Source organism: Mesorhizobium maamorense (assembly GCF_044998965.1).
In the GTDB taxonomy this organism is placed as follows: domain Bacteria; phylum Pseudomonadota; class Alphaproteobacteria; order Rhizobiales; family Rhizobiaceae; genus Mesorhizobium.
Window position 1 is genome coordinate 4,646,840 of record NZ_CP173356.1, and the last position, 22,142, is coordinate 4,668,981.

General features: G+C 64.1%; 24 protein-coding genes and 1 tRNA gene. 10 read left to right on the top strand and 15 right to left on the bottom strand.

All coding sequences use genetic code 11. From position 1 onward, the window contains the following. Positions 1-8: 8 nt before the first annotated feature. The 10 genes from ACIU1A_RS23180 to ACIU1A_RS23225 all read right to left on the bottom strand — a co-directional run bounded on the left by ACIU1A_RS23180 (position 9) and on the right by ACIU1A_RS23225 (position 9,207). Positions 9-701, bottom strand: coding sequence for a response regulator transcription factor (locus tag ACIU1A_RS23180; protein ID WP_140556501.1), 693 nt, complete (start codon positions 699-701; stop codon positions 9-11). Continuing rightward, positions 698-3,430, bottom strand: coding sequence for a DUF4118 domain-containing protein (locus ACIU1A_RS23185; protein WP_404925376.1), 2,733 nt, complete (start codon positions 3,428-3,430; stop codon positions 698-700). The genes ACIU1A_RS23180 and ACIU1A_RS23185 overlap by 4 nt, the downstream gene beginning before the upstream one ends. Before the next feature lie 53 nt (positions 3,431-3,483). Then, positions 3,484-4,053 (bottom strand): potassium-transporting ATPase subunit KdpC, encoded by a 570-nt coding sequence (gene kdpC, locus ACIU1A_RS23190; RefSeq protein ID WP_404925377.1) that lies wholly within the window; start codon positions 4,051-4,053, stop codon positions 3,484-3,486. A gap of 12 nt (positions 4,054-4,065) precedes the next feature. Next, positions 4,066-5,667, bottom strand: coding sequence for a potassium-transporting ATPase subunit KdpB (kdpB, locus tag ACIU1A_RS23195; protein ID WP_404928001.1), 1,602 nt, complete (start codon positions 5,665-5,667; stop codon positions 4,066-4,068). Then, a complete protein-coding gene (locus ACIU1A_RS23200; RefSeq protein WP_404925378.1) occupies positions 5,553-6,158 on the bottom strand; it encodes a hypothetical protein in 606 nt (201 codons plus the stop codon). Before ACIU1A_RS23200 ends, kdpB begins: the two co-directional genes overlap by 115 nt. Continuing rightward, complete coding sequence (locus ACIU1A_RS23205) at positions 6,155-6,385, bottom strand: hypothetical protein (protein WP_246675018.1); 231 nt, start codon at positions 6,383-6,385, stop codon at positions 6,155-6,157. Before ACIU1A_RS23205 ends, ACIU1A_RS23200 begins: the two co-directional genes overlap by 4 nt. Positions 6,386-6,397: 12 nt before the next feature. Continuing rightward, positions 6,398-8,098 carry a potassium-transporting ATPase subunit KdpA gene (gene kdpA, locus ACIU1A_RS23210; RefSeq protein WP_404925379.1) on the bottom strand — a complete coding sequence of 567 codons (1,701 nt, stop codon included), beginning with the start codon at positions 8,096-8,098 and terminating at the stop codon, positions 6,398-6,400. 22 nt (positions 8,099-8,120) lie between these two features. After that, positions 8,121-8,210 carry a K(+)-transporting ATPase subunit F gene (gene kdpF / locus ACIU1A_RS23215; RefSeq protein ID WP_015315765.1) on the bottom strand — a complete coding sequence of 30 codons (90 nt, stop codon included), beginning with the start codon at positions 8,208-8,210 and terminating at the stop codon, positions 8,121-8,123. Between the two features lie 422 nt (positions 8,211-8,632). Continuing rightward, entirely contained in the window at positions 8,633-8,857 is a 225-nt protein-coding gene (locus tag ACIU1A_RS23220; protein WP_404925380.1) for an alkylphosphonate utilization protein, read from the bottom strand. A 260-nt stretch (positions 8,858-9,117) separates the two neighbouring features. Beyond that, positions 9,118-9,207, bottom strand: a tRNA-Ser gene (locus tag ACIU1A_RS23225). Positions 9,208-9,689: 482 nt separating this feature from the next. Here ACIU1A_RS23225 and ACIU1A_RS23230 point away from each other — a divergent pair. The 4 genes from ACIU1A_RS23230 to ACIU1A_RS23245 all read left to right on the top strand — a co-directional run bounded on the left by ACIU1A_RS23230 (position 9,690) and on the right by ACIU1A_RS23245 (position 12,447). Continuing rightward, a complete protein-coding gene (locus tag ACIU1A_RS23230) occupies positions 9,690-10,331 on the top strand; it encodes a hypothetical protein (protein WP_404925381.1) in 642 nt (213 codons plus the stop codon). A gap of 129 nt (positions 10,332-10,460) precedes the next feature. Continuing rightward, positions 10,461-10,778, top strand: a complete 318-nt coding sequence (locus tag ACIU1A_RS23235; RefSeq protein ID WP_140513730.1) for a hypothetical protein — start codon at positions 10,461-10,463, stop codon at positions 10,776-10,778. 193 nt (positions 10,779-10,971) lie between these two features. Continuing rightward, on the top strand, positions 10,972-11,961 hold the full coding sequence (locus ACIU1A_RS23240) for a BMP family protein (protein ID WP_404925382.1): 990 nt from the start codon (positions 10,972-10,974) through the stop codon (positions 11,959-11,961). Positions 11,962-12,093: 132 nt separating this feature from the next. Further along, the gene (locus ACIU1A_RS23245) at positions 12,094-12,447 is read left to right on the top strand and encodes a GNAT family N-acetyltransferase (protein WP_404925383.1); all 354 of its coding nucleotides are present in this window, start codon (positions 12,094-12,096) and stop codon (positions 12,445-12,447) included. 81 nt (positions 12,448-12,528) lie between these two features. On the opposite strand, the gene ACIU1A_RS23250 is transcribed toward ACIU1A_RS23245, so the two are convergent. Together ACIU1A_RS23250 and ACIU1A_RS23255 are read right to left on the bottom strand one after the other, a co-directional pair. Then, a complete protein-coding gene (locus ACIU1A_RS23250) occupies positions 12,529-12,906 on the bottom strand; it encodes a hypothetical protein (protein ID WP_404925384.1) in 378 nt (125 codons plus the stop codon). 17 nt (positions 12,907-12,923) lie between these two features. Next, positions 12,924-13,133 (bottom strand): SlyX family protein, encoded by a 210-nt coding sequence (locus ACIU1A_RS23255; RefSeq protein WP_140513732.1) that lies wholly within the window; start codon positions 13,131-13,133, stop codon positions 12,924-12,926. Positions 13,134-13,346: 213 nt separating this feature from the next. Here ACIU1A_RS23255 and ACIU1A_RS23260 point away from each other — a divergent pair, with 213 nt between their 5' ends. From ACIU1A_RS23260 to deoA, 6 genes are all read left to right on the top strand, one after another. Then, on the top strand, positions 13,347-14,879 hold the full coding sequence (locus ACIU1A_RS23260; RefSeq protein ID WP_140513932.1) for an ABC transporter ATP-binding protein: 1,533 nt from the start codon (positions 13,347-13,349) through the stop codon (positions 14,877-14,879). After that, entirely contained in the window at positions 14,876-16,015 is a 1,140-nt protein-coding gene (locus tag ACIU1A_RS23265) for an ABC transporter permease (protein WP_140556487.1), read from the top strand. The genes ACIU1A_RS23260 and ACIU1A_RS23265 overlap by 4 nt, the downstream gene beginning before the upstream one ends. A 1-nt stretch (position 16,016) precedes the next feature. Continuing rightward, a complete protein-coding gene (locus tag ACIU1A_RS23270; protein WP_140496358.1) occupies positions 16,017-16,988 on the top strand; it encodes an ABC transporter permease in 972 nt (323 codons plus the stop codon). Positions 16,989-17,053: 65 nt separating this feature from the next. Next, positions 17,054-17,446: a cytidine deaminase gene (gene cdd / locus ACIU1A_RS23275; protein ID WP_404928003.1), complete on the top strand. Its 393-nt coding sequence runs from the start codon at positions 17,054-17,056 to the stop codon at positions 17,444-17,446. Then, positions 17,443-18,249, top strand: a complete 807-nt coding sequence (locus ACIU1A_RS23280; protein ID WP_140496360.1) for a purine-nucleoside phosphorylase — start codon at positions 17,443-17,445, stop codon at positions 18,247-18,249. The genes cdd and ACIU1A_RS23280 overlap by 4 nt, the downstream gene beginning before the upstream one ends. Continuing rightward, positions 18,249-19,568 (top strand): thymidine phosphorylase, encoded by a 1,320-nt coding sequence (deoA, locus tag ACIU1A_RS23285; protein WP_404925385.1) that lies wholly within the window; start codon positions 18,249-18,251, stop codon positions 19,566-19,568. Before ACIU1A_RS23280 ends, deoA begins: the two co-directional genes overlap by 1 nt. Positions 19,569-19,598: 30 nt before the next feature. Here deoA and ACIU1A_RS23290 read toward each other — a convergent pair whose 3' ends face one another. The 3 genes from ACIU1A_RS23290 to ACIU1A_RS23300 all read right to left on the bottom strand — a co-directional run bounded on the left by ACIU1A_RS23290 (position 19,599) and on the right by ACIU1A_RS23300 (position 22,083). After that, positions 19,599-20,162, bottom strand: a complete 564-nt coding sequence (locus ACIU1A_RS23290) for a TIGR02281 family clan AA aspartic protease (protein ID WP_140496364.1) — start codon at positions 20,160-20,162, stop codon at positions 19,599-19,601. A gap of 186 nt (positions 20,163-20,348) precedes the next feature. After that, entirely contained in the window at positions 20,349-20,978 is a 630-nt protein-coding gene (gene upp / locus ACIU1A_RS23295; RefSeq protein ID WP_140496366.1) for a uracil phosphoribosyltransferase, read from the bottom strand. Positions 20,979-21,108: 130 nt separating this feature from the next. Next, entirely contained in the window at positions 21,109-22,083 is a 975-nt protein-coding gene (locus ACIU1A_RS23300) for an adenosine deaminase (protein WP_140513737.1), read from the bottom strand. Between the last annotated feature and the right edge of the window lie 59 nt (positions 22,084-22,142).

Here is a 22,142-nt window from a genome sequence, read left to right on the forward strand (position 1 = left end):
GGCAACGCTCATTCGACCTCGCGCAGGCGGTAGCCGACGCCGGTCTCGGTGGTGATGTAGCGCGGCTGGTCCGGCGTCTTCTCGATCTTCTGCCGCAACTGCCGGACATAGACCCGCAGATACTGCACGTCGGTCGAATCGTTCCACACCTGCTTCAGCAGGAACTGGTGCGTGAGAACCTTGCCCGCATACTGCACGAGAATGCGCAGAATGTCGTATTCCTTGGGCGACAGCTTCACCTCCTTGCCCCCGACCTTGACGATGCGCTTGACCAGGTCGACGCTGAGATCACCGGTTTGGAACACCGGCCTCTCGCCCTGCTGCTGGAACTTGTGCCGCAGTGCCACGCGGATGCGCGCCACCAGCTCATTCATTCCGAACGGCTTGGTGATGTAGTCGTCGGCGCCGAGTTCGAGCGCGTCGACGATGCCGGCCTCGTCGGTGCGGCTGGAGAGAATGACCACCGGCATGTCGAAGCCGTCGTCGCGCCATTTGCGCAGCAGTTCATGGCCGCTCATGCCAGGCAGGCCAAGGTCGAGCAGCACGAGATCCGGTTTTTCCTGCACCATCAGCTCGATAGCCGCCTTGGCGTTCGGCGCCTCGCTGACCGCGTAGCCCTGGCTGGCGAGGCCGACCCGGAGCAACTTGCGGATCGGCGGCTCGTCATCGACGACCAGTATCCTGACGTTCGAATTGGTCATCGAGGCTGATCCGCGCTGGAGCCGATGCGATTGCCGATGTTGGGCAACTCCGCCGGCACCGGCATTCTGATGGTGAAGGCAGCACCCGAACGGTCGGTCCGGTTGGCGGCCGAGATCGTGCCGCCCATCGCCTCGATGAAGCCGCGGCAGATCGACAGACCGAGCCCGGTGCCGGCGCGCACCTGGTCGCCCTTGCGCACCCGGTAGAAAGTATCGAACACGCGCTCAAGATCCTGCGGAGGGATGCCCAATCCCTCATCCATGATCTGAAGCACGACGGAGCCGATGTCGGTCCAGCCCTGCAGGCGGATCGTCGAGCCGGGCGGCGAATATTTCGACGCATTGTCGAGCAGATTGAACAGGACCTGCTCGAACAGCACAGGGTCGAGCTTCAGCATCGGCAGGTCGGGCGGAATATCGACCTCGATCTTGTGCTCGCTGGTGATCTTGCGGGCGCGATCGAGCGCGGTGCCGACGGCGTCGCCGACATAATGCAGCGCATAGTTGGGCTCCATCGCACCGGATTCGATCTTGGTCATGTCGAGCAGATTGGCGATGAAGCGGTTCAGCCGCTCCGCTTCGTCGACCACCGTCGACAACAGCTCCGTCCGGTCCTGCTCGGGCAGATCAGGCGCGAACTCCCTGAGGGTGCCGGCCGCGCCCATGATGGCGGCGAGCGGCGTCTTCAGATCATGGGAGATGGAGGTCAGCAACGCCGAGCGCAGCCTGTCGGCTTCGGCCGCGAGCTTGGCACGGTCGACATCGGCGACGAGCTGGATGCGCTCGATGGCGACCGCTGCCTGGTCGGCCAGCGCGTCGAGCAGCCGCTGCTGCTCGGGCGTCAGCAGCGGACCTTGCTTGTCGTTGTCGAGGCCGACCACGCCGACCGCCGTGCGTCCGGTGCGCAGCGGCAGATAGAGCCGCTTCGCACCGGGCAGCGTATCGGCGCCGCGGCCGGCGGCGCGGTCGTGCTCCCAGGCCCAGCGGGCGGCGGCGATATCGGCCTCGGCCAGCGTATCGTCGGGCGGATAGCCCGCCTTGACGGTGATGGCGCCGTTTTCGGGCAAAAGCAGCACCACCCGCAATTTCAGCATCGAGGCGATCTGGAAGGCCGTGACCCACAGGACGTCGTCGAGCGTACCGGCGCCAGCCAGTTTCTTGGAAAACAGGTAGATGTCCTCCGTGGCCCGCGCGCGTGAGCGGGCGGCGACGGCCTGGCGCTGCACGCGCGCCGTCAGGTTGCTGGCGATGACGGCAACGACGAGGAAGACGGCAAACGCAACGATGCTCTCGGGATCCCTGATCGTCAGCGTGTAGCGCGGCTCGAGGAAGAAGTAGTTGAAGGCAAGGGCGCTCAGGAAACAGGCGTACAAGGCCGGCCACAGTCCGAACGTCACCGCCGATGTCAGCACCGCCAGCAGCAGCACGATCGCCAGATTGCGCACGTCGAGGAACTGATCGAGAACCGTGCCGACGGCCAGCGAGCCCGCGACATAGGCCGTGGCGAACAGATACGGCCATATCTGGAACGGCCGCTGCTCGGCCGCCGTCCTGACCTTTCTCGATGCTGCGTCGGTATCGCGCTCGGTTCCCGAGATGACATGGACGCTGATGTCGCCGGCATTGCGGATCAGATCATAGGTGAGCGAGCCCTCGATCAATTCCCGCCAGCGCGACCGGGTCGGCCTGCCGACCACGATATGGGTGAAATTGTTCGCCGTCGCATGGCGCACGATGTCCTGCGCGACGTTCTGGCCCGGAATGGTCGTCACCTCGGCGCCGAGTTGCTCGGCGAGGCGCAGATGGTTCGCCAGCCTGTCCTTCTCTTCTTCCGACATGGCGGCCGAACGAGGCGTGTCGACATGAAGCGCCGTCCATGGCGCGCGGAGCCGGTCGGCCAGCCTGCGCGCATAGCGCACGCGCGCCGCCCCGCCCGGACGCGCGTCGAGGCAAACGAGCACCCTTTCCCCCGCCGCCCATGGGCCCTGGATGGCATGGGACTGCATGTGGTTGAGCAGTTGTTCGTCGACACGCTGGGCGGTGCGGCGCAGCGCCAGTTCGCGCAGCGCCGTCAGATTGCCCGGCGAGAAATAGTTCTCGATGGCGCGCTGGGCGGTGTTGGGGAAATAGACCTTGCCTTCCTCCAGCCGTTTGATCAGGTCGTCGGGCGTCAGATCGATGATTTCGACATCGTCGGCCTGGTCGATGATGGAATCGGGAACCGTTTCGCGCACCCTGACCCGCGTGATCTGGGCGACGACGTCGTTCAGGCTTTCGACATGCTGGATGTTGAGCGTCGTGTAGACGTCGATGCCGCGCGCCAGGATTTCCTGCACGTCGAGATAGCGCTTGGGGTGACGGCTGCCGGGCGCGTTTGTGTGGGCGAGTTCGTCGACCAGGACCAGTGCCGGGCGGCGTGCCAGGATGGCGTCTATGTCCATCTCGTCGAGGGTGCGCCCCTTGTATTCGACCGGGCGGCGGGGAATGACCTCGTAGCCCTCGACCAGGGCCAGCGTTTCCTTGCGGCCGTGCGTCTCGACGACGCCGATCACCACGTCGATGCCGTCGGCCAGCCTGGCGCGTCCCGACATCAGCATTTCGTAGGTTTTGCCGACGCCCGGTGCCGCGCCCAGGAAGATGCGCAGACGCCCGCGGCCCTCGCGCTCGGCATGCTCGAGCAGCGCGTCGGGGGAAGGTCTGTTTTCGACGTTGCTTCTGTCGTCCGGCATCGGCATCCAGTTTGAACGGCGCCGGGGACGGTGTCGATCCCCGGCGCTGTTCTTCATTGCTTGGCTGTGTCGTCCAATGCGAGGTTGAGGGCCAGCACATTGACCACCGGCTCGCCCAGGACGCTGAGCTCCCGGTCCTCGACATGGCTGTCGACGAGCGCCTTGACCTTGGCTTCATCGATACCCCTGGCCTTGGCGACACGCGGAACCTGGAAAGAAGCGTCCTCGGGGCTGATGTCGGGATCGAGCCCGCTGCCCGATGTCGTGACGAGGCCCATCGGAACCGGCGCATTGGGGTTTTCGGCCTTCAACTTCGCCGCGTCGCCCTTGATGCGCTCGATCAGCTTGAGGTTGGTCGGACCCAGATTCGAGCCGCTGGAGGCGCCGCCGTCATAGCCATTGCCGGCCGCCGAGGGCCGGCCGTGGAAATAGCGGTCGCTGGCGAAGGCCTGGCCGATTAGTTCCGAACCCACCACCTTGCCGTCCTTCTCGATCAGGCTGCCATTGGCCTGTTTCGGGAACAGCGCCTGGGCGATGCCGGTCATGCCGATGGGATAGATGAGCCCGGTCAGCACGGTGAAGAAGACGATCATGACGATCGCGGGTCTGATTTGCTTGAGCATCGGAATGATCCCTTATGCAAGGCCGAGGGCCGTGACGGCCATGTCGATAATCTTGATGCCGGCGAACGGCACGATGATGCCGCCGAGGCCGTAGACGAGCAGGTTGCGGCTGAGCAGCGCCCCGGCGCCGATCGCCCGGTATTTGACGCCGCGCAGCGACAGCGGGATCAGCGCGATGATGATCAGCGCATTGAAGATGATGGCCGACAGGATGGCGCTCTGCGGCGTCCCCAGATGCATGATGTTGAGCGCCTGCAGCGGACCTGTGGTCTGGCCGGGCGCGACGTAGAACACGGCGAACATGGCCGGGATGATGGCGAAGTACTTGGCCACGTCATTGGCGATGGAGAAGGTGGTCAGCGAACCGCGTGTCATCAGCAGCGCCTTGCCGATCTCGACGATCTCGATCAGCTTGGTCGGATCGCTGTCGAGGTCGACCATGTTGCCGGCCTCGCGCGCCGCCACCGTGCCGGTGTTCATGGCGACGCCGACGTCGGCCTGGGCAAGGGCCGGCGCGTCGTTGGTGCCGTCGCCGCACATGGCGACCAGCTTGCCCTTGGCCTGCTCGTCGCGGATCAGCTTCAGCTTGTCCTCCGGCGTCGCCTGGGCAAGGAAGTCGTCGACACCGGCTTCGGCCGCAATGGCCGCTGCCGTCATCGGATTGTCCCCTGTGATCATCACCGTGCGTATGCCCATGCTGCGCAGCTCGGCGAAGCGCTCGCGGATGCCGCCCTTGACGATGTCCTTGAGGTGCACGATGCCGAGCAGGCGTCCGTCGCGCTCGACCGCAAGCGGCGTGCCGCCCGATTTGGCGACCTCGTCGGCGATCGCCTGGAGATCCCTGATCGTATCGCTGTTCGGGCGCGTTGCGTGGCTGGCGACGGTCGACTGGTTGACATGGGCGAGCACGGAATCGACCGCACCCTTGCGCACGGAGGAGCCGTCTATGTCGACGCCGCTCATCCGGGTCTGCGCGGTGAAGGGCACGAAGGTGGCGTGCAGTGTCGCCATGTCGCGGGCGCGGATGGCGTATTTCTCCTTGGCCAGCACGACGATCGAGCGGCCTTCCGGCGTTTCGTCGGCGAGCGAGGCAAGCTGTGCCGCATCGGCCAGTTCCTGCTCGGTGACGCCCTTGACCGGGCGGAATTCGGTCGCCTGGCGGTTGCCGAGCGTGATCGTGCCGGTCTTGTCGAGCAAAAGAGTGTCGACGTCGCCGGCCGCCTCCACGGCGCGGCCGGACATGGCGAGCACATTGAAGCGCACCAGACGGTCCATGCCGGCGATGCCGATGGCCGACAAAAGCGCGCCGATAGTGGTCGGGATCAAGGTCACGAACAAAGCGACGAGCACCGTGACCGGGATATAGCCCCCCGAATAGGAAGCGAAGCTCGGGATGGTAGCGGTGGCCAGCACGAAGATAAGCGTCATGCCGACCAGCAGGATGTTGAGCGCGATCTCATTCGGGGTCTTCTGGCGCTCGGCGCCCTCGACCAGCGAGATCATGCGGTCGAGAAAGGTGTGGCCGGCGGCGGCGGTGATGCGCACGCGGATCCAGTCGGAGAGCACCTGCGTGCCGCCGGTGACCGCGGAGCGGTCGCCGCCGGATTCGCGAATGACAGGCGCCGATCGCCCGTGATCGCCGCCTCGTTGACCGAAGCCACGCCTTCGATCACCTCGCCGTCGGAGGGGATGATGTCGCCGGCCTCGACCAGCACGGCGTCGCCCACCTTCAGGCTGGTGCCGGGCACCAGCTTGAATTTCGTCCGGTCCTCGCCGGTCAGGAGCTTGGCCTGGGTCTCGGTGCGCGCCTTGCGCAGCGAATCGGCCTGCGCCTTGCCGCGGCCTTCGGCGACGGCTTCGGCGAAGTTGGCAAACAGCACGGTGAACCACAGCCAGATGATGATCTGGATGGTGAAGCCGAGATTGCCGCCGCCGCTGGCGAGGTCCTTGACGAAAAGCACTGATGTCAGCGCCGAGACGACGGCAACGACGAACATCACCGGGTTCCTGGCCAATGTGCGTGGGTTCAGCTTTTTGAAGGCGCCGCCGATGGCGGGCCATAGGATGCCGGCATCCATGATGCTCGCTGATTTTGACTGGCTCATTTTGAAGCTCCAGCTTCGGTGTTGTTGGGCGGCACCGAGCGATCGGATGCCGAAAGAAGATGCGGAAGCCCGTAGGCCAGCAACCACAGAACGATCATGACGGCGGCGATGCCGAGGAATGTCGACATGGTGGGGAAAGGAGGAGGCCGTTCCTCCTTTCCGTTGTCGGCGGGATGGCGATCGTTGCGATGCCTGTTGTTGAACCAGGACATTTCCGTTTCAGCCAAGACACTTCCGTCTCAGAATGTCTGCCCGTGGATGGCGGCCAGATGCTCGACGATCGGCCCGACGGCGAGCGCCGGGAAGAAGGTCAGGCCGCCGACGATGACGATGACGCCGACCAGCAGCCCGACGAACAGCGGGCCGTCGGTCGGGAACGTGCCGGCCGAGGCGGACACGGTCTTCTTCGCCGCCAGCGAGCCGGCGATGGCGAGCGCCGGGATGATGACCAGGAAGCGGCCCATGAGCATGCCGAGACCCAGCGTGATGTTGTACCAGGGCGTGTTGCCGGTGAGGCCGCCGAAGGCCGAGCCGTTGTTCGCCGCCGCCGACGTATAGGCGTAGAGGATCTCGGAGAAACCGTGCGGGCCGCCATTGGCGATCGATGCCACGGCGCTCGGCAGGAGCACCGCGATGGCCGTGAAGACCAGCATCGCCAGCGGCAGGCACAGGATCGCCAGCATCGCCATCTTGACCTCTTTGGCCTCGATCTTCTTGCCGAGATATTCGGGCGTGCGCCCGACCATCAGGCCGGCGACGAAGACGGCGATCAGGATGAACATCAGGATCCCGTAGAAGCCGGCGCCGACGCCGCCGACGATGACTTCGCCGAGTTGCATGTTGATAAGCGGGATCATGCCGCCGAGCGCGGTGAACGAGTCATGCATGGCATTGACCGCGCCGCAGGAGGCCGCCGTGGTGATGACCGCGAACAGCGCCGAAAGCGCGATGCCGAAGCGGGCTTCCTTACCTTCCATATTGCCGCCCTCGATGCCCAGCGCATGGACCAGCGGATTGCCGGCGGCTTCCGCCCAATAGCAGACCGCAACCCCGGCGATGAACAGCGCGCCCATGGCGGCCAGGATCGCCCAGCCCTGGCGCTGGTTGCCGACCATGCGGCCGAAGACGTTGGTCAAGGCAGCGCCGATGGCGAAGATCGACAACATCTGGATCAGGTTGGAGATGGCCTCCGGATTCTCGAAGGGATGCGCGGCATTGGCGTTGAAGAAGCCGCCGCCATTGGTGCCGAGCATCTTGATGGCGATCTGCGAGGCGACCGGCCCGACGGCGATGGTCTGCTGCGCGCCTTCGAGCGTGGTGGCGCCGACATAGGCTCCCAGCGTCTGCGGCATTCCGAGCCAGACATAGACCAGGGTGAGCACGACGCAGAGCGGCAAAAGCACGTAGAGCGTGGCACGGGTCATATCGACCCAGAAATTCCCGATCGACTTGCCGGAAGCGCGGGCAAAGCCGCGGATCAGCGCCATGGCGATGGCGATGCCGGTGGCCGCCGACAGGAAGTTCTGCACGGTGAGGCCGGCCATCTGCACGAGATAGGACATCGTGCTCTCGCCGCCGTAGTTCTGCCAGTTGGTATTGGTCATGAAACTGGCGGCGGTGTTGAAGGCGAGCCCCGGCTCGACCGCGCTCATGCCGGCCGGGTTGTAGGGCAGGCCGCCTTGCAGGCGCTGCAGGAAATAGAGCGCCAGGAAACCGGCAAGGTTGAACAACAGCATGGCGGCGGCATAACCCGTCCAGTGCTGCTCCTGGTCGCCGGTTCCAGCGAGGCGATAAAGGCCCCGCTCGACAGGACCGAGCGCCGGCGACAGCAAGGTGCGCTCGCCGTTGAAGACGCGATGCATGTAGCCGCCCAGCGGCTTCACCAGCAAAACCAGGATCCCGCAATAAAGAAGGATCTGTATCCATCCGTTTATAGTCATGATGTGGTTTTCCGTGCGCCGGTCAGAAGCGTTCCGGGCGGATAAGGGCGTATGTCAGATAGGCGAGCAGGAACAACGTCACGCCGCCCCCGAGGATGTAATCGACAAGCATGTCCCGATCGCTCAAATTCTGTCGCAGGCTTTGACGTAGGCAAAGGAGAGGGCGAAAAACAAAACCCCGATCCCGAGAACAATGATGTCCATTGTGCTTGTCCTTGCTTTGATTTTTCCACTTTGCGCCCGCTCGAAGCAGCTTGGCGACCACATGAAACGGCGCGCCAACCTGGATTGGTGACGGCGTCAGACGTTTTTCTCAAAGCGGAATATGGACCCGATCGCCATAAAGGTTCGAGACGGGGCAAAGCGGAAAGAAATAGGAATCTTATAAAGATTTTCGGCGGAATGAGTTTGAAGTGGTGAACGCGTCCTGGCGCTCCAGCGATATCGTCAGTCGTAAGGGGTAACAGGTTGGCCGACGAAACGGCTCGCCGCCGGCAAACGCATTCTACCCCTGCGGCTCGACCGCCTTGAGGGTCACGCCTTCTTTACGAACTCGGTTTTGAGCACCAGGCCCTTCACTTGCCAGGTACTGCATTCGATCTCACCGGGATTACCGTTAAGGCGAATGTTCTTCACCAACGTGCCGCGCTTGATCGTCTCCGAAGTGCCCTTGACCTTGAGGTCCTTGACCAGGGTGACGGAATCGCCGTCATTCAACTGAGCGCCATTGCTGTCGCGCACCATTACATCGTCCGGCATGCCATCTCCTGTGATCGGGATTACCACTACCAGATCACCAGGAATTCCAAAACCGGGTCGTGTGCGGCGTTTTCATAGAATGCCCAAGGATCACTCCACGCGCTTCCCAAAGCGCTCGAAAACTAACAGCTGCTTTTTTAATCGTGCAAGCCGGTCGGCAAGGTTGATGACCCTGCCCTCCTACGCTGAAGCTTCGGAGGGCATCCTGCTTCGCGCTGTCGATTGAGCCAATCCTGCGAAGCTCGAAGAGCGAAGCAGGATGGCGGAGAGAGCGGGATTCGAACCCGCGTTACGGTTTCCCGTAAACACACTTTCCAGGCGTGCGCCTTCAACCACTCGGCCACCTCTCCGTCCTTGCCTTTCGCGCCGGCCGGTTTCGCCGCGCGGGTTGGGGAGATGCTCTCCCTTGGGGATGCGTGCGGAACTTCCCGCACCGGGCGCCGCCAACCAGCGGACGCCCTGCCCGCACCTGAGCCGTCAAAGCAACAGGCGCGGGGCTCATCTAGTCGATCCGGCGCCGAATGCCAAGCCATAACGGCGGTCAATTCGCTTTGCCGGCCACTCGGCGTTCATGGGGGCCGCCGGCACATCCGTTTGGAGTCCCGCCACTTCAATCGCTGCTTGATGATGTGCACGGGCAAGGCTGCGAGGCCAGCCGCGCTTGACTTCGTCCCGAGCGGCCTGTCGAGTGTCCGAAAGGCTTTGCGGGGGGCATCGTCGCGACATGGTGTCGAGCAGCGGAATTCCGGGCGGTACGCCGGACAACGGACAGCCACCAGCCGGGGGAAAGGTCCCGGCCGGACGTCCGGACAGCGGACTTTCCTACGTCCCGGTGGGCTGGCTCGTTATCGTCATGGCCCTGTCGGTCTATTGGCTGGCGTCGGCCTTGTGGCTGGTGGGGAGTTCAGGCCTGCCGGACGCCGTTTTCTATTTCCTCTTCAGCGGGCTCGTCGCCGACGTCATCACCATCCTATGGGGACTTTACCTGCTCGGCCTCGCCTTCGGCCGTTCGGCGCGCTTCCCCAGCCACTTCACCATCTGGCAGGCCGCCACGATCATATGGCTGCTGGCAAGTCACGCTTACGCACTTGCCGTGCCGGGCTTCGTCTTCTCCGCCAGAAGCCTGGCCATCACCGCCGCCGAGATCGCCATCGGCCTGCTTTGCATCTACCTGTTGCGCCGCGGCTCCGGCGCCGAGACCGTTTATGCCAAGCCGCGAGCCGAAGCGCCGTCGGTCTTCGTTTCCATTGTCGCCGCGCTGCTCGGCATCATCCTCGGCGCGGTCGTCGGCGCGGTGGGTGGCTTCCTGGCCGGTTCGCTCATCGCCGATATCACCGACGTGAGTTGCTTCGAGGGTGCGTGCGGCTACTTCGCCGCCTTCATTGGCCTGGCCGGGCTGGTGGTCGGCGCCATTGCCGGCGGCATTCTCGCCGTCTGGCTCGCCAACCGGCGCAAGCGCAGGCCGGCCGGGTAGACTGCGTCGGCCGCGATTCAATTCGCGTGCCGTGATTGCGAATAGGGCCTGCGCGCTCTATTTCTCGTTCGGAACACCGCCGGAGATCCTCGGGAGGATGTTGAGGATCGGCCAGGGGAAAGGTCTTTGATGTTTCGCTTTGTCTTTCGTCTCGCGGCCATGGTCGCGCTGTCGATTTCGGTCATCATGGCGGTGCTTGACACGACACGCACTGTGGCCGCCTCGGCACTGGTGCTGACCCCGCTCAATGCAAGCTGGCTGGCCGTGTCGCCCGACACGCGCGCCGCCTTTGAAAGCTTCGTTCGCGCCAAGGCCGGCCCGCTGCTATGGGACGGCGCCATCGCCTGGGTGCTCAACCAGCCGGGCTTTGCCGTGTTCGCGGTGCTGGCCTTGCTGCTCTATGCCATCGGCTACAGGCGGCAGCGGCGCACCGGGCAGTTCGCCTGAAGGGCACGGGCATCGCACCCCGCCATGCTTTTCCAAAAGGTCAAAATTCCACGTGAATTTTGTTTCGGGCCGTGCCAGATTGCCGCTGAGCGGGAGGGGAATATACACTCCTGGCTAACGTCGCGCGCATGCCGGAGAACCGGGCAGGCGGGCGGGCGTAACGGAAAAAAATAACCGACAGGGTGTGGATCACATGAAACGTATCGTTCTCGGCCTTCTGGCCGCAACTGCAATGGTTCTTCCGGCTTTCGCCGCGGATGTGCAGCCGGCCATCCTCTATGATCTCGGCGGCAAGTTCGACAAATCCTTCAACGAGGCGGCCTACCATGGCGCCGAAAAGTTCAAGACTGAGACCGGCGTCCCCTATGTCGAGTTCGAGGTCTCCAACGCTTCGCAACGCGAGCAGGCGTTGCGCCGCTTCGCCGAGGACGGTCACAACCCGATCGTCATGGCCGGCTTCGCCTGGGAGGATGCGCTTAAGAAGGTCGCGGCCGAATATCCTGACCTCAACTTCGCCATCATCGACGATGCCGTCGACCTGCCCAATGTCCGCTCGCTGGTATTCAAGGAGAATGAAGGCTCCTATCTCGTCGGCATCATGGCGGCGATGGCCTCCAAGACGAAGAAGGTGAGCTTCGTCGGCGGCATGGACATTCCGCTGATCCGCAAGTTCGAATGCGGCTATGTCGGCGGCGCCAAATCGGCAGGCGCGACCGACGTCATTCAGAACATGACCGGCGACACGCCGGCCGCCTGGAACGACCCGGCCAAGGGCGGCGAGATCGCCAAGACGCAGATCGACCAGGGTTCCGACGTGGTCTATGCGGCCGCCGGCGGCACCGGCGTCGGTGTGCTTCAGGCGGCGGCTGATGCCGGCAAGCTCGGCATCGGTGTCGATTCCAACCAGAACGGCCTCCAGCCCGGCAAGGTTCTGACCTCGATGCTGAAGCGCGTGGACGTTGCCGTCTACACCGCCTTCATGGACGGCAAGAACGGCACCTTCAAGGGTGGCGTCGAAAATCTCGGCCTCAAGGAAGGCGGCGTCGACTACGCCATGGACGACAACAACAAGGCGCTGGTGACCGACGAGATGAAGGCGGCGGTCGAGAAGGCCAAGGCCGACATCATCGCCGGCAAGGTCGAGGTGCACGACTACACCGCCGACAACGCCTGCCCGTATTGATCGGTAAGCACTAAGTTTCGAACCGCCGGGCCTTGTCCCGGCGGTTTTGTTTTGGAAGTCGCTGCCGGGTAGACGCAGACGTCTCGCAAGAAACACGACCCCACGCCAATGGTGCAGTTGACAGTCGAGCCCATGAACGAACGTGACATTGCAGCGGTGGCGCGATTGCGCGTTGCCGCCTTTTTCACGGGCACCGGACGAACGCTGGACGACGACGTGGCCGGACTTCGTAAACTGCTGCACGGCGACGGCTTCGAAACGGCGTTCGTGGCCCGGATCGGCGACGTGCCGGTCGGGACCTGCCTGCTGGTCCGCGACGAACTCGAACCGGCGCATGATCTGACACCATGGCTGGCCGGCCTGGCCATCGCTCCCGAGCACCAGCACCGAGGGATCGGCACTGCGCTGGTCAGGGCAATCGAAGCTCATGCCACATCGCTCGGCGTGGAGGCGCTTTATCTCTACACGTGGGAGGCGCGCGATTAATACATGAGGCTTGGTTGGATGGTCGTCGAGCCGTTCAGACAGAACGGGGAACCGATGGCGCTGATGTCGCGCCAATGTGGGCTATAGCTTTCCCGCCAGATAACCCAGTGCGAAAGCCACGACCAGTCCAATGGCGACCGCAAGTCCGCGCCGGTCGCCGAGAGAATAGAAGCCGACATCATGCGGCCTGGCGGGGCCCCGGATCACCGGTTTAGCGTCCTCAAGACCGACAGCGCGCATCTGCGGCAAGTCGCCGATGCGCTGCGTGATCTGCCGCCAGCGCTCCGCGCCACCGGCGGCTTCGGTGCGGTCGAAAATATGCATGCGCTCGGCAAGCTGGACCACCGCATCGCGAAAGGCGGGGTCGACCTCCAGATCGCGCTCGGCCCTTTGGCGTTGCGCATCGTTCATCAGGCCAAGCACGTAGTCGCCGGCTCTTGCGATGCGATCGCTGGCCATCGCTCGGCTTCCCTCCCCTACCAGTGCGGCGGCTTAGTCACCGGCACGTCGGGTGCCGCCTGTTCCTCCAGCGCCAGGAAGCGGTCGGTCAGCGCGTCGAGCTTGCGCTGCATGCGCTCGATCACCTTCCACTGCTCGGCGATCTGGCCGGACAGCTCCTCGATGGTCTTCTCCTGCTCGGCGGAGCGGATCTCCAGCGTCGTCAGCCGGTCGGCGGGCATGGTCATGCAAAGTCCTCAGGTGTCGCGCGCAGTGTCAAATCGGCTTGCCATATTAGCGAATATGAGAGCTTCGGCCACGTTCGAAATTGACAAGCGCGCCGGGATTTGTCGAGAGTGGACGCTGCTCCGGCCAATTGGCACGGGCGGAGCGTCATGCTAGGCATTTTGACCAAGCGATAAAAAAATAAGAGTGGGACAGGCTGCATGGCGCATGCCGCGATTGAACTGGCCGCAATCGAACTGATTGGCATCAACAAGAGCTTTGGCGCCGTGCGCGCCAACCGCGACATCAACCTGGAAATCGCGCGCGGCACCATCCACGGCATCGTCGGCGAGAACGGCGCCGGCAAGTCGACGCTGATGTCGATTCTGTATGGCTTCTACCAGGCCGACAGCGGCGAGATCCGCGTCGGCGGCAAGCCGGCATCGATAAGCACGCCCAACGATGCGATCGCGCTCGGCATCGGCATGGTGCACCAGCATTTCATGCTGGTCGACAATTTCTCGGTCCTGGAGAACGTCATCCTGGGCGCCGAAAGCGACGCCTTGCTGAAGAAAAGCATCGCCAAGGCGCGTTCCGAACTGGAGCGGCTGGAGCGTGAATACGGCCTCGAGGTCGATCCCGACGCCATCGTCGAGGAATTGCCGGTCGGCCTGCAGCAGCGCGTCGAGATCCTCAAGGCGCTCTATCGCGGCGCCGAGATCCTGATCCTCGACGAGCCGACGGGCGTGCTGACGCCGGCCGAGGCCGACCACCTCTTCCGCATCCTCAAGCAATTGAAGGAGCAGGGAAAGACGGTGGTGCTGATCACCCACAAATTGCGCGAGATCATGGCCATCACCGACACGGTTTCGGTGATGCGCCAGGGCACGATGGTGGCGACCAGGGAAACGAAGAAGACCACCGTCGCGGAACTGGCCGAACTGATGGTCGGGCGCCGCGTGCTCTTGCGGGTGGAGAAGGGCGAAGCGGAAGCCGGCGCGGTAAAACTCGCGGTCAAGAACCTGACGGTCAAGGATTCCCGCGGCGTCACCATGGTCGACGACATCTCCTTCGACCTGCGCGCCGGCGAGATCGTCGGCATCGCCGGTGTGGCCGGCAACGGCCAATCCGAACTGCTCGAGGCGATCTCCGGCATCAGGCACGCCGTTTCCGGTTCGGTGATGCTCGAGGGCAAGCCGATCGATCTCACCGGCAAGGCCGATCCCGGCGAACTGCGCGACCGCGGCCTCGCCCATGTGCCTGAGGATCGCCATCATGTCGGGCTGGTGCTGGCCTTCGAGGAGAACGAGAATTCCATCCTCGGCTACCATGACGATCCCCGCTACCTCAGAGGACCCTTCCTCAACATCGATGCCATCGTTGCCGATGCCAAGGACAAGATCGAGAAATACGACATCCGCCCCGGCAATCCACGGCTGAAGACCGCCAACTTCTCCGGCGGCAACCAGCAGAAGATCGTGCTCGCGCGCGAAATCGAACAGGACCCCGGCGTTCTCATCGTCGGCCAGCCGACGCGCGGCGTCGACGTCGGCGCCATCGAGTTCATCCACAAGCGCCTGATCGCCATGCGCGACCAGGGCAAGGCCGTGCTGGTCGTGTCGGTCGAGCTCGATGAGATCCGCTCGCTCTCCGACCGCATCCTGGTCATGTTTGCCGGCCGCATCGTCGGCGAACGCGGGCCGGAGGCGAGCGAGGGCGAGCTCGGCCTGCTGATGGCGGGTGTTGAGCGCCAGGAGGCGGCGCAATGAGCACGCCCTATGCCAAATTGCCGGCCTGGGCCGACTATGGGCTGATCCCGCTGATCAATCTGTCTGTGGCCTTCATCGTCGCGGGCTTCGTCGTGCTTCTGGTCGGCGAGAACCCGTTCCGTGCCGCCGTCATCCTGGTCGAGGGCGCCTTCGGCAAGGGAACAGGTATCGCCTTTACCCTCTTCTATGCCACCACCTTCATCTTCACCGGACTTTCGGTGGCGGTAGCAGCGCATTGCGGCCTGTTCAACATCGGCACCGAGGGGCAGGCCTACATCGCCGGCCTTGGCATCGCCATCGTCTGTCTCTCCTTCGACAGCGTGCTGCCATGGTGGCTGACATTTCCGCTGGCCATCGTGGCTTCGGCGGCCGTGGGCGCCTTGTGGGCGCTGATCCCCGCCTATCTGCAGGCCAGGCGCGGCTCGCACATCGTCATCACCACCATCATGTTCAACTTCATCGCTGCTTCGATCATGGTCTACCTGCTGGTCGGCCCGTTGAAACCGGCAGCCTCGCAGGCGCCGCAGACGCGCAACTTCCTGGCGGGCGCGGAATTGCCGAAACTCAACTGGGTCATCGAGCTGTTCGGCGCCAAGATCCGCTCGGCACCGCTCAACATCTCCTTCATGCTCGCGCTGCTCATGGCCTTCCTGGTCTGGCTGCTGATCTGGCGCACCAAGCTCGGCTATGAGATGCGCACCTACGGCCACAGCCCAAAGGCGGCGCGCTATGCCGGCATTTCCGAAACCCGCATCATCATCACCGCCATGATGATCTCGGGTGCGCTCGCCGGCATGATGGCGCTCAACCCGGTGATGGGCGACCAGCACAATGTCGCGATCGACTTCGTCAGCGGCGCCGGTTTCGTCGGCATCGCCGTGGCGCTGATGGGTCGCCTGCACCCTGTCGGCATCGTGCTGGCGGCCATCCTGTTCGGCATGCTCTACCAGGGCGGCGCCGAACTCGCCTTCGAGATGCCTGCCATCAGCCGTGACATGATCGTGATCATCCAAGGGTTGGTCATCCTGTTCGCCGGTGCTCTCGAACACATGTTCAGGCCTTACATCCAGGCGCTGTTCGCCTCGCTCAGCCCGAGGTCGGTCGGCATGGAAGCGGTCAAGGGAAAAGGCGCCTGAGATGGACACCTTCAACGCCATCGTCCAGACGCTGGACTCCACCATCCGCCTCTCGGTGCCGCTGCTGCTCGCCTGCCTGGCCGGCCTCTATTCGGAACGCGCCGGCATCTTCGACATCGGCCTCGAAGGCAAGATGCTGGTCGGCGCCTTCGCCGGTGCGGCGGCCGCGTCGGTCTTCCATTCCGCCTTTCTCGGACTGGGCATGGCGATCCTGATCTCGGTCGCGTTCGCCATGATCCACGGCTTTGCCTCGATTACCCATCGCGGCAACCAGATCGTTTCCGGCGTGGCGATCAACTTCATCGCCGCCGGTTCAACCATCATCCTCGGCCAGGCCTGGTTCCAGCAAGGCGGGCGCACGCCGGCGCTGGAACCAGCCGAGCGGTTCGAGGCGATCACATGGCCCGGCGCCGAGACGATCCGCGACGTGCCGTTTCTCGGGCCGATCTATTCGGAACTGCTGTCGGGCCACTCGATACTGGTCTATCTCGCCTTCGCGATGGTGCCGTTCACCTGGTGGGTGCTGTTTCGCACGCGCTTTGGGCTGCGGCTGCGCGCGGTCGGCGAAAACCCAGCCGCCGTGGACACCGCCGGCATCTCGGTCGCCTGGCTGCGCTACAGGGCGCTGATCTGCACCGGCATCCTGACCGGCGTCGCCGGCGCCTATCTGTCGATGGTGCAGAATGGCGGCTTCGTGAAGGACATGACCGCCGGCAAGGGCTACATCGCGCTGGCCGCATTGATCTTTGCCAAGTGGAAGCCGGTCAACGCCATGTTCGCCTGCCTGCTTTTCGGCTTCCTCGACGCCCTGTCGATCCGCCTGCAAGGCTCGCCGCTGCCGCTCATCGGCAAGGTGCCGGTGCAGTTCATGCAGGCCCTGCCCTATATTCTCACCGTCATCCTTCTCGCCGGGTTCATCGGCAAGGCGATCCCGCCGCGCGCCGGCGGCGTGCCTTATGTCAAGGAACGCTGAGGATCGAGGGCGCGACGCAAAAGGCGCGCCGGCTTATGGACAAGATCATCGGAGAGAACACCGAAATGTCGCATGAATTATTCGAAGCGGCGAAGGCTGCCATGGCCAAGGCTTATGCCCCCTATTCGAAATTTCCGGTCGGTGCCGCACTTCGCACCGAGGACGGGCGCGTCTTCACAGGCGCCAACATCGAGGTTGCTTCCTATCCCGAAGGCTGGTGCGCCGAGACAACGGCGCTCGGCCATTACATCATGGGCGGCGGCGGCAAGATCGTGGAAATCGCCGTCCTTGCCGAGCGCATGGCCAAATGCTCGCCTTGCGGCGGCTGCCGGCAGCGGCTGGCCGAATTCTGCCGTCCCGACACCAAACTCTATCTCTGCGACAATACCGGCGTCGCCGAGACCGTGACCATGGGCGACATGCTGCCTTACGGCTTTCGCGGCGACATGCTGAAATGAAGGAAGCGCTCGACCATCTGATCGAACGGCTGGACGGCCTGGCGCCGACCACGGCGCTGGTGCTGGGTTCTGGCCTGGGAGGGCTGGTCAGCCAGGTCGAGAACCCGATCCGTGTCTCCTATGCCGATCTGCCCGGCTTTCCCAGAAGCGGCGTTTCCGGCCATGCCGGAGAGGTGGTGGTCGGGCTGTTTGCCGGCACGCCGGTGCTGATGTTGTCGGGCCGCGCCCACTATTACGAGCACGGCAACGCCGCGGCGATGCGGCCGGTGCTGGAGGTGCTCGCCGGCACCGGCATCACCAAGCTGATCCTCACCAATGCCGCCGGCTCGGTCGATCCGGAGATGGGGCCGGGTTCGGTGATGCTGATATCGGACCACATCAATTTCTCCGGCACCAACCCGCTGATCGGCGAGCCGAGCGACCGCCGTTTCGTCGGCCTGACCGAAGCCTACGATGCCGGCATCCGCAAGGCGATCGAACAGGCGGCAAAGGCGACCGGCACGGCGCTGCACAAGGGCGTCTACATGTGGTTCTCCGGCCCGTGCTTCGAAACGCCGGCCGAGATCCGCATGGCGCGCATCATGGGCGCCAACGCGGTCGGCATGTCGACCGTGCCGGAAGTCATCCTTGCCCGCTTCCTTGGCCTGCGTGTCGCCGCCTGCTCGATCATCACCAATCTTGCCGCCGGCATGACCGGAGCCGAGCTTTCGCACCAGGAGACCAAGGATATGGCCCCGGTCGGCGGCGCGCGGCTGGCGACGATCCTGAAGCGTGTGTTCCGCGACGGACTGTTGGAGAACTGATGCTTCCGCAGGAAATCATCCGCCACAAGCGTGACGGCCACAGGCTGCCGGCGCGCGAAATCGCCGACTTCATCGCCGGCGTAACCGATGGCGCCGTCACCGATGGCCAGGTCGCGGCTTTCGCCATGGCGGTGTTCTTCAACGGCATGGGCCGCGACGAGGCCGTGGCGTTGACATTGGCCATGCGCGATTCCGGAGACGTGCTCGACTGGTCGGACCTGCCCGGCCCGGTCACGGACAAACATTCGACAGGCGGCGTCGGCGACAACGTCTCGCTGATGCTGGCGCCGATCGTCGCTGCCTGCGGCGCTTATGTGCCGATGATATCCGGCCGCGGCCTCGGCCACACCGGCGGCACGCTGGATAAAATGGATTCCATCCCCGGCTACGCCAGCCAGCCCGACATCGCGCTGTTTCGCAGGGCCGTGCTGGAAGCGGGTTGCGCCATCATCGGCCAGACCGCGGACCTCGCGCCGGCCGACCGCCGGCTCTATGCCATCCGTGACGTGACCGGAACCGTGGAGTCGGTGCCGCTGATCACCGCCTCGATCCTGTCGAAGAAACTGGCGGCGGGCCTGGGGTCGCTGGTGCTCGACGTCAAGGTCGGCAATGGCGCCTTCATGGAGAAGTCGCGCGACGCGACGGCGCTCGCCAACAGCCTGGTCGAAGTCGCAAGCGGCGCCGGATTAAAAGTTTCGGCGTTGATCACCGGCATGAACGAACCGCTGGCGTCGGCCGCCGGCAATGCGGTCGAGGTGCGCAACGCCGTCGATTTCCTGACCGGCCGCCTTCGCGACCGGCGCCTGGAGGATGTGACGCTGGCGCTCGCCGCCGAAATGCTGCAGGCGGCGGGTCTGGTGCCGTCCAACCAGGACGGCATGCGGCGGGCCACCGAAACGCTTGCCAGCGGCCGCGCCGCCGCCACCTTCGCGCGCATGGTGACGGTGCTCGGCGGCCCCGCCGATTTCATCGACAAGCCGGAACGATATTTGCCCGTTGCGCCAACGGAACACGCGGTGAGAGCGATCGCGGACGGCTTCGTCACCGGCATTGCCACGCGTGATATCGGCCTTGCCGTGGTCGGGCTGGGCGGCGGCCGCACCCGGCCCGACGACAAGGTCGACCCGGCGGTCGGCATCACCAGGCTGTTGCCGGTCGGCGCCGAGATTCGAGCTGGCGAGCCGCTGGCGCTGGTCCATGCCCGCTCGGTGTCCGACGCCGAAGCCGCGGCGGCAACGGTGCTTTCGGCCTATGCGATCGGCGCTTCCAAGCCGCCTGCCGACAAGTCGGTCATCCGGCGCATCCTGCCGCGTGGCTGATATGACCCAGCCCCGAACGGCCGTGCCCGCTCACTGGACAAGAAGCAGCGTGCCGTTTTCGGCCTGATATTTGCCCAGCCGATTGAGAAAGCTCATGCCGATCAAATTGGTGTGCAGCGCCTTGTCGTCGAGCACGATAGCCTGCACGTCGTTGACGGTGATGCTGCCGATCTGCAAGCGGTCGATCATCACCACCGCCGCCTTGATCGTGCCGTTGGCCGTATTGACCTCATGACTGAAATCCGATGGGTTCAGCGACAATCCGATCCTGCGCGCCGTCGAGGTGTTGACGGCGACCAGTGTCGCTCCGGTATCGATCATGCCGTCGATCTGGCGTCCGTTCAGTTTGAAGGCCGACGAGAAATGCCCTCGCGCGTCGGCCGTGACGACAACCTTGCGGCCCATCGGCAACGGCGCCACCGGCTTGTCGGGAGCCGCTGCCAAGGCGACCTCCGGACGGGCGTCGGCCGCTGGCTTGGCCGTCACCGCCGTTTTCAGCAGGCTTTCGAACATCTGCGGATTCGACTGATAGACAATCGGGATGGATGCCGATGTACCGGCAAAGACGCTGAGGATAAGTAGCTTGCGCAGCATGGATCGGCCCCGGCGCATGACCCCGAAAATCGGGATCGATTTCGGAAAGGATCACGCGCAAATCAAAGTGCCGCAGCGTCCGACAGGACGCACGGCGCTGTCGTGAAGGCCGATCCTTAACGCCGGGATGGTGTTTGCCGTTTTAACGCCGCTCGAAACCGCGCCGTTGCGTAAACTTTCAGTAAATCACTTTGTCCCGTACATGCGGTCGCCGGCGTCGCCGAGGCCGGGCATGATGTAGCCCTTCTCGTTGAGCTGGCGATCGATGGAAGCCGTGAAGACGGGAACGTCGGGATGTGCCTTGGTGAAGCGCTCGATGCCTTCGGGCGCCGCCAGCAGGCACAGAAAGCGGATGTTGGTGGCGCCGCGCCCCTTCAGCTTGTCGATCGCCGCGATGGCGGAATTGGCGGTGGCCAGCATCGGATCGACGACGATGACCAGCCGGTCGGCAAGGTCGCTCGGCGCCTTGAAGAAATATTCGACCGCCTCCAGCGTCTCATGGTCGCGATAGAGGCCGATATGGGCGACGCGGGCCGCCGGAACCAGGTCGAGCAGGCCTTCGAGCAAGCCATTGCCGGCGCGCAGCACCGAGGCGAAGACCAGCTTCTTGCCTTCCAGCGTCGGCGCCTCCATCGTTTCGATCGGCGTTTCGATGGTCGTCGTCGTGAGTTCGAGATTGCGCGTCACCTCATAGCCGAGCAGCAGCGAGATCTCGCGCAGCAGCCGCCGGAAACCGGCCGTCGAGGTCTCCTTCTTGCGCATGATGCTCAGCTTGTGCTGGACAAGCGGGTGGTCGACGACGGTGACGCCCTTCATGATGTGCTCCGACGTGGTTCGTGGTGAGTAGCCAATAGTGAGTAGTGAATAGTGAGCCGATTTGCGAGTCCCGATGCGCGCTCCGCCAAACTGCTCACTGCTGGCCACTCCCTGTCCACCCAGCCTTCATTCACCTGGCCTTCGCATCCAGCCGGCTGAGCAGCGTTGCCTTGGTCTTCCTGTCGACGAAAGCGGCCTCGATGGCCGTTCGGGTAACGGCCGCCAGCGCCTTCTCGTTCATCGAGAAATACTCGGCCGCAATGTCGTATTCGCGTTTCAGCGAGGTCCAGAAATAGGGCGGATCATCCGAGTTGAGCGTCACCTTGCAGCCGGCCGCGAGCAGGGCGGGGAACGGGTGGGCGGCGAAACTGTCGAACACTTTCAACGCAATATTGGAGCCGGGACAGCATTCCAGCACCACGCCCTCATCGGCGATGCGCCGGACAAGATCGGGGTTTTCGATGGCGCGCACGCCATGGCCGATGCGCGACGGGCGGATGTGATCGAGCGCCGCCTGGACCGTCTCCCACCCCGTCAGTTCGCCTGCATGGACGGTAATGCCGAGCCCGGCCTCGCGGGCGATTTCGAATGCCCTGACGTAGTCCTCCATCTCGCCGACCCTCTCGTCGCCGGCGACACCGAAGCCGGTTACCAGCGGATGTCCGCAGCGCGCGGCAAAGCGCGCTGCCTGCTCGATGGACTCGACGCCGGCATGGCGCACGCCGGTGACGATCATGCGGCCCTCGATGCCGGTCTTGGCCTTGGCGCGGGCCATGCCTTCGCCGAGCGCGTCAGTATAGGCCTTGGGCGACAGGCCCGCCTTCATGGCATGATCCGGCGAGGTGAAGACCTCTGAGTAGATGGCGCCGTCACGAGCCAGGCTGGTCAGATAATGGTCAGCCAGCCGCGCATAGTCTTCCTCGGTCCGGAACAGGTCGGAGGCGAAATCATAGGCGGCGAGAAAAGAGGTGAAATCGTGCCAGACGAAAGAGCCGTTCTGGATATAGGGCGAGATGTCCTTGCCGTATTTCTGCGCCTGTCGGATGACGAGTTCCGGTGCCGCTGCCCCTTCGATGTGGCAGTGCAGTTCCGCTTTCAAAGGCATTCAAACATCCCGTCGGTCAGTCCAGGTCTCGAAACCCGCCACCTGGAAGCGCGGCCGAA